General features: G+C 58.2%; 12 protein-coding genes and 2 pseudogenes. 7 read left to right on the top strand and 7 right to left on the bottom strand.

What is annotated here, in order from left to right; all coding sequences use genetic code 11:
- Positions 1-187 precede the first annotated feature (187 nt).
- The 7 genes and pseudogenes from istA (at position 188) to F0357_RS24770 (ending at position 5870) form a co-directional block, all read left to right on the top strand.
- A pseudogene (gene istA, locus F0357_RS22005) lies at positions 188-1450 on the top strand (IS21 family transposase).
- A complete protein-coding gene (gene istB, locus F0357_RS22000; RefSeq protein ID WP_153490122.1) occupies positions 1447-2331 on the top strand; it encodes an IS21-like element helper ATPase IstB in 885 nt (294 codons plus the stop codon). Before istA ends, istB begins: the two are co-directional and overlap by 4 nt.
- Before the next feature lie 557 nt (positions 2332-2888).
- Positions 2889-3995: a sulfotransferase family protein gene (locus F0357_RS21995; RefSeq protein WP_153490119.1), complete on the top strand. Its 1107-nt coding sequence runs from the start codon at positions 2889-2891 to the stop codon at positions 3993-3995.
- A gap of 294 nt (positions 3996-4289) precedes the next feature.
- On the top strand, positions 4290-4661 hold the full coding sequence (locus F0357_RS21990; RefSeq protein WP_153490116.1) for a transposase: 372 nt from the start codon (positions 4290-4292) through the stop codon (positions 4659-4661).
- Positions 4662-4675: 14 nt separating this feature from the next.
- Positions 4676-5020, top strand: coding sequence for an IS66 family insertion sequence element accessory protein TnpB (gene tnpB, locus F0357_RS21985; protein WP_208948538.1), 345 nt, complete (start codon positions 4676-4678; stop codon positions 5018-5020).
- Positions 5021-5091: 71 nt separating this feature from the next.
- Positions 5092-5714, top strand: a pseudogene (locus F0357_RS21980) (transposase domain-containing protein); the annotation flags it as partial.
- Between the two features lie 42 nt (positions 5715-5756).
- A complete protein-coding gene (locus F0357_RS24770; RefSeq protein WP_246161904.1) occupies positions 5757-5870 on the top strand; it encodes a transposase domain-containing protein in 114 nt (37 codons plus the stop codon).
- Here the strand turns inward: F0357_RS24770 and F0357_RS21975 are convergent.
- From F0357_RS21975 to F0357_RS21945, 7 genes are all read right to left on the bottom strand, one after another.
- Complete coding sequence (locus tag F0357_RS21975) at positions 5842-6330, bottom strand: ATP-binding protein (RefSeq protein ID WP_208948537.1); 489 nt, start codon at positions 6328-6330, stop codon at positions 5842-5844. The genes F0357_RS24770 and F0357_RS21975 overlap by 29 nt on opposite strands.
- An 80-nt stretch (positions 6331-6410) precedes the next feature.
- Positions 6411-7586 carry a glycosyltransferase family 4 protein gene (locus F0357_RS21970; protein ID WP_312861782.1) on the bottom strand — a complete coding sequence of 392 codons (1176 nt, stop codon included), beginning with the start codon at positions 7584-7586 and terminating at the stop codon, positions 6411-6413.
- Between the two features lie 162 nt (positions 7587-7748).
- Positions 7749-8519, bottom strand: a complete 771-nt coding sequence (locus tag F0357_RS21965) for an ABC transporter ATP-binding protein (protein WP_312861781.1) — start codon at positions 8517-8519, stop codon at positions 7749-7751.
- The gene (locus F0357_RS21960) at positions 8516-9400 is read right to left on the bottom strand and encodes a KpsE/RkpR family capsule polysaccharide export protein (protein WP_153490106.1); all 885 of its coding nucleotides are present in this window, start codon (positions 9398-9400) and stop codon (positions 8516-8518) included. The genes F0357_RS21965 and F0357_RS21960 overlap by 4 nt, the downstream gene beginning before the upstream one ends.
- A 341-nt stretch (positions 9401-9741) precedes the next feature.
- A complete protein-coding gene (locus F0357_RS21955) occupies positions 9742-10554 on the bottom strand; it encodes an ABC transporter permease (RefSeq protein WP_153490102.1) in 813 nt (270 codons plus the stop codon).
- Positions 10551-11753 (bottom strand): KpsE/RkpR family capsule polysaccharide export protein, encoded by a 1203-nt coding sequence (locus F0357_RS21950; protein WP_208948536.1) that lies wholly within the window; start codon positions 11751-11753, stop codon positions 10551-10553. Before F0357_RS21950 ends, F0357_RS21955 begins: the two co-directional genes overlap by 4 nt.
- Positions 11754-11880: 127 nt before the next feature.
- Positions 11881-12981 (bottom strand): hypothetical protein, encoded by a 1101-nt coding sequence (locus F0357_RS21945; RefSeq protein WP_153490099.1) that lies wholly within the window; start codon positions 12979-12981, stop codon positions 11881-11883.
- Positions 12982-13004 lie beyond the last annotated feature (23 nt).

Genomic DNA, 13004 nt, shown 5'->3' with positions numbered 1-13004 from the left:
AGGCGTTCGGCGCCGCGTTGCGCTACCTCCCGCCCTACAGCTGTCGGCGGCGGATAAATTCTCCCCACTTATGACATATCAAAATTCCCCAGGTTCCGCGACGTCGCCCCTGCCAGGGCATGCCCTGGCAGGGGCGACGTTCAGGCCTTTCACCGATGCTGCCCGTTCCGACGGGAGGGATGGCGCGGTGATCACACTCGGGGAACTCGTCATGATTTTGGATTTGCACACACAGGGCTTGTCGATCTCGGCTATTGCCCGCCAGCTTGAGCTCGATCGCAAGACCGTCCGCACCCACATCGCCAACGGGCTGGAGCCGCCCACCTACAAGAAGCGCGCTCCGGTCGTCGGTATCGTCACACCGTTTTCGCCTTACCTGAGCGAGCGCCTTACGGCCTTTCCCGAGCTGACCGCCGTTCGCCTGTGGCGGGAACTCAAGGAGCGCGGCTATGGCGGTGGCTATAGCGCCGTCAGGGATCATGTTCGCAACCTGCGGCCGGACCGGCCCAAACCGTTCGAGGTTCGCTTCGAGACACCACCGGGGGTGCAGGCGCAGGTGGACTTTGCCTATTTCGAGGCCGAGTTTACGGACGAGCCCGGCGTCAAGCGCATCGTCTGGCTGTTCTCGATGGTGCTTGGCTTTTCCCGGCTGATTTGGGCACGCTTTGTCGTCCACCAGGATCTCTAGAGCGTGTTGCGCTGTCACATCAATGCCTTCGCCGCCATAGGCGGGGTGCCGCGCGAGATCCTCTATGACCGCATGAAGACCGCGGTTCACGGCGAGGATACCGACGGGCATGTCATCTACAGCCGTGCCCTCGTCGATCTTGCCAGACACTACAATTTCCAGCCGCGCGCCTGCCGACCCCGCCGCGCCAAGACCAAGGGGAAGGTCGAGCGGCCGTTTCGATATATCCGCGAGGACTTCTTCCTCGGCGGCACCTTCCGCAACCTCGACGATCTCAATGTACAGCTGCGCGAGTGGCTCGACACCGTCGCCAATCCCCGCATTCACGCCACGACACATCGGGTGGTCAGCGAAGCGTTTGCCGAGGAGCGGCCGGCGCTGCAGGCGCTGCCGGTCATGCCCTATGCCGCCGTGCTCAAGCTGGAGCGCCGTGTTTCGCACGAAGGCATGGTCGGCGTCGGCGGCAATCTCTATTCCGTGCCCGACACCACCCGCCGCGGTGTCCTCGACGTGCATGTCCTTGCAGACGCCGTCTGCATTTACGAAGGCGGTACCCTCGTCGCCCGCCATCTGCCGCTCGAAGGGCGTGGCGAGCGTCGTCTCGATCCCTCGCATCGGATGCCGATCCCGCCGCCACGCCGCCAGATCAAGGAGACGCCGGCCGTCACGCTGCACCGCGCCGGCGACCACGTCGCTCGCCGCCCGCTGGCCTTCTACGAGGCTGTCGGCCGCCGCCTGGCCACCCAGGGAGGAGCGCAATGAACGTCTACGATCCGACCCAGCTCGCCGCCACAGCCCTGATCGACCGCGTCAAGCGCAACCTCGTCAACTTGAAGATGCCGCGCGCACTTGAGATCCTCGATGTCACCTTGCGCGGCATCGAACGCGGCGAGACCACCGCGCTCGAGGCCATCGATCAGTTGCTCGGTGAGGAGATCACCCTGCGCGAGAACCGCCGTATTCGAATGGCCCTCGTCATGGCCCGCCTCTCCGCCATTAAGACCTTGGCCGGCTTCGATTTCGCCTTTCAGCCGTCGCTCGGCAGAAACCGGGTCATGGCGCTTGCCGAGTTGCAATTCATCGACCGCGCCGAAGCTGTCCACTTCATCGGACCGCCCGGCACCGGCAAAAGCCATTTGAGCCTGGCCCTCGGCGTCGAGGCCGTCAAAGCCGGCAAGAGCGTCTACTTCGGCTCGCTCGCCGATATCGTCGCCGCCCTCGCCAAGGCCGAACGCGACGGCACCCTGCGCGAGAGGATCCGCTACTTCTGCCGCTTCGCTCTCCTCATCGTCGACGAGATCGGCTACCTGGCGGTCATTCCCGGCGGCGGCAACTTGTTCTTCCAACGCGTCAACGCCCGTTACGAAAAGGGCGCCATGATCCTCACCTCAAACCGCGGCTTCGCCGAATGGGGCGAGATCTTCGGCGACTCCGTCGTCGCAACCGCTCTCCTCGACAGGCTGTTGCATCACGCCGTCGTCTTCCAGATCGAAGGATCAAGCTACCGGTTGCGTGCCCATGCCGATCTGCTGCCCGAACACATTCGAGCCAAGGCCGCACTCAACCCGGCGCCAGTCCCCGCGACCTTGAAACGCCGCGGCCGGCCGCCCAAAAACGGAGGCGCCGACCACCTCGCTGGCTGATCGCCAAAGCCGCCACCTGGGGAATTTTGCCGCGACAAAAGTGGGGAATGTTCGTCCGCCGTTGACAATTTCAGCGCGGCAGGATAAAATCCAAACTGATAGGATCCAGCTCTAAAGACACAATGAGACGACGAGCGCGGGGGATGCGGGATGACGTCCTTCAGTGCTACGAAGACGTCATTCATAGGCAACCGAGCCTGCATTCGCTGAGACGATCACGACTTCCTCGATGGAATATAGGGTGGAACTGCGCCGCGCCTTCGGCCCCATCCACGCGTCCTCGACCGGTTCCCGGAATCGCCACTTCCTCGCCGTCCTCTCGTTAAGCCCGAAGCACCGCGGACGAAGCGGGCGATCGCTGTAACTCCGCGCGAACTGCGTCCGTGGTCGTGGCGCTCCCGTGGTAGAAGCAGCCCCATAGTGCGTCCCTCTCAATAGCCTGCGAGGCCATCATTCAGGTTCAGCTACCTTGACGAAATGGATCCGAAGCCGGCAGAAGAGCCAGAGGCGTCGCCTAACCAAGATTCGGCCCAGACTCCGATCGTAACGGAAAAAATGTGGAGAATACCTTAGTGACTGAAAGCCCGCTTTTTACCTTCAACCAAGATAGTAAAAACAGTGATCCTGCAAAGACCCTACTGGTACTTGGAGTCGCACGGACGGGTACGTCACTCGTATCAGGAATGTTGCGCGAACTAGGCGTATTCATGGGAGCGCGCGCTCATGGATTAAAGCACGAGCAGGATTTTATCCTGCCAGACGACGATTATTCGACAATAATCGAAAAAATAGAACGAATGAACTCGGAGCATCAGATCTGGGGATGGAAATCGCCCATGTCTCTATTTTTTTATCAAAAATTTATCCACCACTTAAGAAATCCTCACATTATTATAACATTTAGAAACCCATTATCTGCTGCGCTGTCCGCTGCTAAATACAATAACACGCCTCTTGAGGTGGCTTTATCCGATTATAATGACGTGATGTCTTCGGTATACGCTCTGATAGAAAGAAGTTATTTTCCAACAGCGCTCTTCAATTTTGAAGCTGCACAAAGGGATATTGAAGGTGCAGTTGATGGTTTGGCGCGGTTCCTCGATATGGGAGAAGAGATGCGAGGAGCAAAGGCTGGCGCATATAGATTCTTTAACGCGGACGGGGGATATCGCGCCGTCAGTGAAGAAAGTAATATTGAATCAAGCATGCTGCGGCGTATGGAGTACGACGATTTAAATGATTCAGTTCGTATAAGCGCCAGGCGCATTCCCGGTGAGATTGAAAGATATAAGTCTATGACGATTCATCTTATTCGGGATTGCGCAACATCATTGGAAATTCTTGCAATGAAACCGGAGGACCTTTTGCAAAATGGTGAACTCGCCAAGAACAGTAAAATAATAGAAATTATGAATAACTATGATGGATTCGACGAGATATGTTCCGTAGCTCGAAATGAGTTTGTCGTGCGCGGAATCGATTATCTCGAAACGTCCGACAAGAATAATGAGGAAGATATAGAGAAGAGGAAGATTTTTTTTAATAGCAACAAGGACATGTATCATCGACTGATGTCATCATACTATAATTGTAAGGCGATATTTCGAGATGCATGCCGTTTGCGATCGACTCTTCAGATGCTAATGGATAGGAAGATGCGATAGATTGAACCGTTGTCGCTGAGCTACTACACGCGATGGGGTGCGCGCGACGCCTCGAAGCGAGGCCTCGACGCTATGTAACATCATGTCCCTGATCATCTGGCCGGAAAGACCCACTGTCGTCGCGGTCCAGCCGATGATTTCCCCGTCATCCGACAAAGGGTAGCGGAATCTCCCCATTTTTCGCTCTTGGAATTCCTCGGTTGAGGGTGCTTTGTAAGCGCTCAGGCGATCCCATCTTTCATCCGTGGCAGGCGGGGTCATAGGGTCATGGCGTCGGAACGCCTATGAGCTTCTATGCGTGGGTCTATGCCTGCAGATAGAACATTCCATGTCATCGAGGCCGTCGTTGATCGCAGCGACGAATTGGGAGCGACGCTCCGCCGTCGTTGGCCTGGCGAGTTCAAGGAGCGCGCTGCTGCGGCGTCTCTGGTGCCGGGGACGAACGTGTCGCCCGTTGCGCGCCAGATGGGTATTTCGCCATCGCAGCTGTTCGGCTGGCGGCGCCAGGCCCTGGCCAAGGGAACAGAGATTGCGACGACAGCGGGCCATTCGTCGCCTGAAGCCGTGCCGCCGCGACCGGCGCCGATTGTCGAGATCGCGATCGGCATCGTCGTGGTGCGGGTCAGCGCCGATATCGGCGAGACGGATCTGCGGCGAGTGCCATGAGCGGTCCAGGACACATGATCGCATCGGATGTGAAGGTCTTCCTGGCCAGCCATCCGGTCGACCTCCGCAAGGGGCCGGACGGGTTGTTGTCGCTCGTGCGCGACGCCGAGTCCGACCCGTTCAGCGGTGCGCCGTACGTGTTCCGGGCGAAGCGGGCGGATAGGCTGAAGATCGTCTGGTTTGACGGCACCGGCGTCTGCCTGTTCTCCAAACGGCTTGAGAAAAACGCCTTCTGCTGGCGGCGAGCGGGAGCAAACCGGATCCGCTTGAACTACGCCCAGTTGCTGGCGCTCATCGACGGTTTGGATTGGAAGCGGATCAGGCCGCTTGATGTGCGGCGGCCGCAAAGCGTCGGCTGACGGCAACAAAGGATCGATCAATCCTTTGGAAATACGGGCGTTTCTGTCTCTCTCGTGGTGAGATTCGGGCCATGAGCGATCCTGGGGCCAGCCTTCCTGACGACGTCGAAGCGCTGAAGGCGTTTGCCTTGGCCAGGGTCGAGAAGGCGGCGCGGGCCGAGGCCGAAGTGTCCGCGCGCAAGGCTTTGAACGCGACGCGGACGCCCGGTTGCTGTCGATCTTGAAATCGCTGGAGCGCGCCCGTCACGGCAAGCGCTCCGAGAAGCTCGGCCCGGATGCTAGCGAACAGCAGAGCTTTGTCTTCGAGGAGATAGAGACCGGCATCGCCGAGATCAAGGCCGGGCTCGACAAGGCCTCGGGAGCAGCCAAGTCGCAACGGACGCCGCGTCCGCGCAAGAGCTTTGCCGCCCATCTCGAACGGATCGACGTGGTGATCGAGCCGGAGATCCCGGTCGAATGCCTCGGCCTCGAGAAGATCCCGATCGGCGAGGATGTCAGTGAGCGGCTCGACGTCGTGCCGGCCCGCTTCCGGGTGATCGTCACGCATCGCCCCAAATACGCCTTCCGTGGCGCCGATGGCGTCATTCAAGCCGCGGCACCCAACCACATCATCGAAGGCGGCATCCCGACCGAAGCGCCGCTGGCGATGATCGCGGTGTCCAAATACGCCGACGGCCTGCCGCTCTATCGGCAGGCGTGTCCAGCGACAATCGCCCGCCTCCTTCAAACCGCGCGCATGAACGACGTCGATCCCTTCGCCTGGCTCAAGCTCACCCTGGAGCGCCTCGCCGACGGCTGGCCCAACAGCCGCATCGACGAGCTCATGCCGTGGAACCATCAGACAGCCTGAACGGTCCCGGCTTCGCGTCTAAGGTGCTTTTGATCAGTTGTGGTTCTGGTCTGCGGCTCCTGATTTGGGCGATCGGCCGCGCTGGCGTGGGAGTTCGATTGGCTGGGCCTGGATCATGGCCTTCGACCGGATGTGTTCCGAGATCGGCATGATGGCCCACGCGATACTTAGCGCCTTCGATTTGGACGGCACTGGCATGGCGCAGCAAGCAGTCGAGGAGCGCGGTGGCGACGACGGGATCGCCGAAGACGTCTCCCCGTTCGGCAAACCCGCGGTTCGATGTCAGGATCATGGCGCCGCGTTCATACCGGGCATTGACGAGTTGGAAGAAGGGTTGCCGCCGCCGGGGATGACGCGCAGGTATCCGGTCCTCGTCGACGATCAGGAGAGCGAAGCGACAGAAGAAGTGGAATTCATCGAAGATCGCCCATTCCTCGTCGCTCATCGCGTCGAAAATCAACGTCGCCGCCCTCCGAAAGTGACGTTGAATCGTTCCTGCGCTCGAACGGACTCTTATTTTCCAACATAGTCCAGCGCTCATTACAGAAAACTGCTATATATATCACTAATTTTCTCCATATATGTTTCATTCGAAAATCGCGCCGCTTGCACATACCCGCTATAAGCTAGATGCGAGCACAAATCGTCATCATGAGACAAGCTCTTTATACCATTAGAAATGCTATCAACATTAAATGGATCAACGAGCAACGCTGCATTGCCTGCGACCTCCGGGATTGATCCCGTGTTCGAGCTAAGGACCGGGGTGCCTAAACTCATCGCCTCTAACACTGGCAAACCGAAACCCTCATATATAGAGGGAAACAGCAGCGCCCTCGCGCCCCGCATCAAACTAAAAAGATGCGGTCTGGACACATATTCCAGGCGCTTAATCTGTCTGCGCGGCGTTATGATATCCTGCTGGTACGAATAATATCCGAAGCGGGGGTCATCGGCTAGCGCCCGTTCTTTTTCTCCCGCCCAGCCGGGCGCGCCGACGAGCACCAATGGCTGGCTGACGTTCGCGGCAAGATAGGCCTCGATCAATCGTAATATGTTCTTCTTCGGCTCAATGGCGCCAACGAAAAGAAAATACCCCCGCCAATCTAAGCCAAAAAGTCCTTCTAGCTCATTCGCGACTTGCCTATCATCCTTCGATTTAACAGTGGGTGGAATTGAAATCGATTGGTATGTATTCGTAATGCGACTTTCATTGACGCCGAATATCCTCATTATATCGTACCGTGATGCATCCGATACCGTGACGATATGATCGCCACGCTTACAAATATCCTTGACCATATTGTAATAATATCTCTTGTCGTCCGCAGTAAGAGATGGATACATGAGAGGGACAAGGTCATGTATTGTATAAATATTCGGCGCGCCGCGAACACGCATAGGAATTGGATAGGTGAAATGAGCGAGCGCTGGACGTGACTCGACTCTGAGGGAAAGTCGACTGCCATAACGACGGAAGTGCTCGGAGGCCCGGCCGTATGCGTCTTTCATAAGGTAGGCTGCTGAGACACGCCGATCCGATGAACGATTGGCAGGCGCAACGATTGATGTGTCTGGCACGGCTGAAGGTACCGAACCAAAGGGATCGGCCAGAACGGTCGCAATGGCATTCGAGATGAGTCCGATCACTCCCGGATTTGATGGTGCACCGTCGTCATAGAGAGCAATCTGGCGCAGGAACGGGTTCTTCGGCACCCCCCCTTCGACGAATACAAGACGGCGGTGTCGTATCCGATGTCGTGAGCTACACTTATCAAGTGTCTCGCATAGGTGGCAACGCCGGTGCCGGCTTTAAGCCCCAAGTTCAGGCCGTCGTAGAATATCTGCGACATATCGCGCTACCAGCCTAGATCGTCTCTAGAGCGTTCTATAAATATCAATTGCCAAATCAATATCATTTGTTAAGTATGACCTCCCGCCCTTCAGAACAAGCGCTTTCGCACAGAATCGCCTCATAATTTCCGTGTCGTGAGAAATCAGAACCATGGCCGAATGGCTTCTCTCTACAAAAAGAGCATCATAGCATTTCCTATGGAATTTATGATCCCCGACAGCGATCACTTCGTCAATTAGGAAGCACTCGAACTCTATCGCCAGCGTCAAGGCAAAAGCGAGTTTCATACGCATGCCGGATGAATAATCCCGCACTGCGACATATAGCTGCCGGCCCAGCTCGGCAAAGTCATCGACGAAGGCGATCACGTCCTCTTCACACTTGCCATAAAGGCGCGCAATAAACCGGGCATTCGAAATACCGGTCATATTACTCTCGATGCCACCGGAAAAGGCAAGGGGCCAAGACATGAAGAGACCGCGCTCCACGGAGCCCGCGGACGGGATTTCCACGCCCCCCAGAATCTTCATGAGGGTCGATTTTCCGGAGCCGTTCCGGCCCAGCACTCCAATCTTCTCCCCCACCCCGATATCGAAAGAGATGCCGTCCAAGATGGTGCGTTCGCCGATCGGCGTGTGATAGCGTTTGACGATGTCGACGACGCGGAGCATCCGAGCTGGAGAGGCGACCGGGGAACCGATTGCAGTCCCTGCGCTCTCGGCGTTCGACGGTATGATAGCCAGCGGCGCAACACTTGCTGCACCGTGACTATGAACGCCGAGCGAGGCGCTCACGGGCGATGCTCCATAGTGGCTGAATACAAAGAGACGAAAATTATGTAGAGGCCCACGCCAATCGACAAAGTAATTATGAGGTCCAGAAATCGCCTTGGATACTCGGCACGATCTGGTGCATTCGGAGACACAACCTCTTGCAGATAAAGATGTTTCTTAGTGGCCTCCTGCCGTGTCTTGTCGAGATTTGACATCGCGCTGGCCAGGCTCTTCGCCGCAATTTCACGCTCCACGACGAGTTGCTCGAAGTCGCCGAGCTTGGAAGACAGGGAGCTGCTCGCACCCACGATCTTTTGCTTCGTCGCCTGGATCTGCGCCTCCAACGCCGCGATTTGCTGTCTCCGCGAAGCTAGCGCCGGGCTGGACGGAGTCATGATCGATTGCTGGTCAACGTCCGCTCTCATCTCCGTGGCTTGTGCGCTCAAGGCCGCAATCGCGTCGAGGGCACGTGCGGCTTCTTGATTAGGATCTGCGCTCCCATTCACGTTCCGGAAGTCGGATATGCGACGCTCGACATCGACAACTCTCCCTCGCGCTTCGTCCACAAACGCCTGTGCGTAGGTAACGGCGTCCTGCTCGGCGCGTGAATTCATCCGGTTGAGAAATGCCTCCGCGTCGGTTATCAGCGCTATCGCGATGGCACGTGCATCCACCGCGCGGAACGCCACGACGCGCAACGCGACAATACCCGTGCTTTCATTGACCTTGACGTCGACCATCTCGCGATACCGCCGCAGGAGCGCCAAATCATCCGCGCGCCCAATCAGCGGTGGAAAGCGATTAAAGACATCCGCCTCCGGCCGGCTCAAAATAGTGAGAAGGTCGTGCTCCCTCACAAGCCGCCGCATCGCGTCTCGCGATAACAAATAGTCTTTAACCACGTAGCTTTCGTCCGCCGCGCGCGCAATCGATTGGGACTGCACTAGCGATGTAAATTCGTTCGCCGCACTCGACGTCGTGGATCGGACCAAAAACTGTGCATCAGATCTATAGAGATCAGATGCAACTACAAATAAGTATATCGTAGCGACAGCGATGGGAATGAATATCAATAATATCTTCGCCAGTGTCCTCACTCGGCAGCTTCCAAGTTCCTCATAATGCGAACCGTGGAGGGACCGAAAGTTCCGAACCTGAACAGTCGACGCCTTCAGGGAAATTTCCTGTGCAATAACTGGCTTCTCAGGAGAGACAAGATGAGTTGTGATCTGCGTTCTCGAGCTCATTTTATCTGCGCACGCCTCCTCGCCAACTCCATCAATGGGAGGGCAACTGCGGTCTGCGCGAAAGCCCATGCGGTAACGTATCCCGCGTTCCAAGAGGTTTTTAAACTGGCGGGAAAAGCACCAGCCCTAAACATCTCCATGCAATTCACTAGCGGAGCGTAAAGAACGACCTCTCGAGCAGATGGAGAGAGCCAACTTACCATGTAGAATGCACCCGATATCGGTAAGGTTAGATACATCATAGGATGTATAATGTGTTCTGCCGCCTCGGAAAACTCAGATATTGCACCCAGGATCGCGCCAAATGACCAGCTATACCACGCACAGAGAGCCCATGCGCAAATAAGTAACAGCGGATCCCGAACTGCAGGAACCAGTCCATAGAGATAAAGTGGCACATAGGCGATTAGGAAGGCAACAAAGCCCGCGATCGTATCCAGCGCGCCTCGCGCCAACATGATATCAAAGACTTTAATATTCTGATGAAAAAATAATCCTGAATTCGAATGAACCAACTTCAATGCGCGAAACACGTGCGCCCTGAATAACGTCAGCATACTGTATCCAGTAAGCGCGAATGGCGTTATCGATATCTTCCCGTGCCCCTCATCAATCAAATGCCAAAGAACAACGACGCCGAGAACGAGCAAGAGGGGTTCTACCATGACCCAGAAGAACCCTAGATTCTCGTGACCGAAGCGTCGAAGGGCCTCGCGTACTAGGAGCGCGCCGATCACGCGTCGTTGAATTCCCAACGACTGAAGAAAACTTGGCGTAGCCCGGGCCCGCTCGTCGGTGACCTCCGTCATTGCGCGTGCTCCTTGACGCCCACCGAGAGGATCCAAACCACGGCGAAGCCCATGAAGCCCGTGACGAAGAATGTCGCGATCATGCGCAAGCGCCGCGGTTCGGTGGAGCGGTCCGGCAAATTGGGTACGGTGACTTCCTCGACGTAGATCTGCTGACGGCGGGCCTCTTGCCGCGCGGCCTCCAGGGAGACCATCGCACTGCCAAGCGCCTTTTCGGCGAGCTCTCGCGTCAAAGTCAGGCTTTCGTAGTTGGACAATTTCGTGGCGAGGGCATCCTTCGTTCCGGCGAGCTGCGCTCGGGCAATGGCAATTTGAGCCGTGAGGGCAGCAACGCGCGCCTGGAGGGTGGCGATAAGGGGGCTCTGCGGCGTGCTCTTGCGTCGCTCGTCCAGGGCAGCCTGGGTCTGCGCTAGCTCGGCGGTGAGGTCAGTGATGAGCTTGAGGGTGGCGGCGGAATCCTGCGACGGATCGACGAGTTGCCCGGCATCGCGGAACTGCGTCAAGTTTCGTTCAGCCTCGATTAACCAGTTCTCGGCCCGGGTGACCTCGCTCTCCGAGACGCGAATGAAATCGTCCTGCGCGCGGACATTCATATCGTTGACCATCTTCTCGGCCAGCTGAAGCAGGGCCGCCGCGATGGCCTTCGAGTCTTCGGGCCGGAACGTCACCACCGTCAGCGTGACGATACCGGTCTCGCTGTCCGGGACCGCGCTCACGCGATCGAGATAATAATCGTAGAGGCGTTCGAACGACTGGCCGAGGAAGGGTCGCGGGAAGCGCGCCAAAGCATCGGCTTTCGGATCGCCGAAGATCTTCCGAAGCGGCAGCTTCTCCTCCAGCGCCGTCAACGCATCGCGCGAGAGGATATAGTCGACCACGAGGTTCGTATCGTCCACTGTCCGCGAAATGCCAATTGTTCGGAACAACGCATCGAGGCCGCTCGAGCGCGAACTGGTTGAGCTCCGGACGACGAACTTTGCCTCGGATTCGTAGCGGGGCGTGGCGAGGAAGCCGTAATAGAGAACGGCGCAGGCTGTCGGGATGACGACCAAAAGCCAGAACGCGAGGCTGCTGATGCGCTCGACGGAGAGCAGGCGCGCCTGCCGCGGCCGCTGTAATTTCTCCTTGGCGGGGTCGAAGCGAACGAGCGCTCCTTCCGATCCGCGTCTGGCTTCGAGTTGCACCACGATCTCAATCACCCGCACATGCGTTCGGGCAATTCTACCCCGTGCGCCGGCAGAGAGCCGAATGAATTTTCGATAAGGCTTCGTGAGGCCCAGCGGCGGGGAGGCACCGTCCGGTGCGGGGGTGGGTACGGGCGAGGCCTCAGGCTGCTGCGCTTCGGCCCTGCGCTTCGCGCTCGCCCCCCGCATAAGCGGCCGAGGTCCCATCCATCGCCTCGAAGCGCACCTCGTGCAGAGCGAGCCGCCCCTCGATCGCCCCCTCCAGGATCTGAAAGCGCAGCTCGACCGGCCTCCGGGGCTCGGTCACCTCGAACGCCATGTCGAATTCGAAGACCCCGTCGATGGGGAGATCCGCCTCGATGCCCGTCAGAATGTCGTGAGAGAAGACGTCGACGCCGAGCCGGTTTCCCGAGATGTTCTCCGCGACCTCGATCGTGGTGGTCACACGCCACCATCCCGCGGGGAGATGAAAATAGGGCCCGCAAACGATGAAGCGGGCCGGTCCGAGAAGCTCGATCGGGCCCCGGAGCAGGGTGCCCGGATGCTTCCAGTCGAGGAAGAACGCGATCGGCCAGACCGTCTTCCGCAGAGGCTCGCCCTGGGCGATCACGCCGTAATCGCGCGCCAGCGTCAGAAGGTCGCCGCGCTCGCTGGGCGGTAGCAAACCCACCAACGCACCGGGCGCACGAGCGCCTTGGATATTCTTCGAGGCATAATCGAGGAGGGTGAGAGGAGCGCCGCCGCCTGCTCCCGGCAAACTGGCGCAAAGCCCCTCGATCGGTTCGAACTCCATCTCGACGCCGAGGAACGATAGCGCGTCAGCGAGGATCGAAGAGACGGTCTTGCCGTAATGCTCGGCGGTGACGCGAAAGCAGAGGCCATAGCCCGCGAGGCGGCTCAGGATGGCGGTCGTCTGGGTCGCAAATCGAAGCGATTCGGCGAGGCTCATGCCGCGCGTCTCTCGCGCATGGCAGGCGACGTCGTCCAGATTGTCGATGCAGCAGACGATCGGCGCATTCGTCCGCATGAACAGCTCGAGAAGGCCCGACTCGGCGCAATCCGAGAAGAAAAGGATGTGGTCGGGGCGGCTTTCGCCGGCGGCCAGCCATTGCTCCCTAAGCTCGGCAACGCTTGTTGCGAACATGAAGTCGCTCGGTCCGTGGGTGAGTTCGACCAAGGACCGTAAAAGGTTCATCATCGCGTACGACAAGGGCGAGGGCGTGCCGAAAATGCTGAGCAGCATCGAAGCCTCCTCCCTCGCTGAAC

The sequence above is a fragment of the Segnochrobactrum spirostomi genome, assembly GCF_009600605.1.
GTDB classification, from domain to species: domain Bacteria; phylum Pseudomonadota; class Alphaproteobacteria; order Rhizobiales; family Segnochrobactraceae; genus Segnochrobactrum; species Segnochrobactrum spirostomi.
Note: the sequence above shows the minus strand (reverse complement) of the source record. Positions and strands in the feature narration are given on the sequence as shown.

Bases quoted from the DNA above. Each gene is read 5' to 3' on its own strand.
- istB (WP_153490122.1), top strand. From the start codon at position 1,447: ATGAACGTCTACGATCCGACCCAGCTCGCCGCCACAGCCCTGATCGAC.
- F0357_RS21990 (WP_153490116.1), top strand. From the start codon at position 4,290: ATGCGTGGGTCTATGCCTGCAGATAGAACATTCCATGTCATCGAGGCC.
- tnpB (WP_208948538.1), top strand. From the start codon at position 4,676: ATGATCGCATCGGATGTGAAGGTCTTCCTGGCCAGCCATCCGGTCGAC.
- F0357_RS24770 (WP_246161904.1), top strand. From the start codon at position 5,757: ATGAACGACGTCGATCCCTTCGCCTGGCTCAAGCTCACCCTGGAGCGC.
- F0357_RS21955 (WP_153490102.1), bottom strand. From the start codon at position 10,554: ATGACGGAGGTCACCGACGAGCGGGCCCGGGCTACGCCAAGTTTTCTT.
- F0357_RS21945 (WP_153490099.1), bottom strand. From the start codon at position 12,981: ATGCTGCTCAGCATTTTCGGCACGCCCTCGCCCTTGTCGTACGCGATG.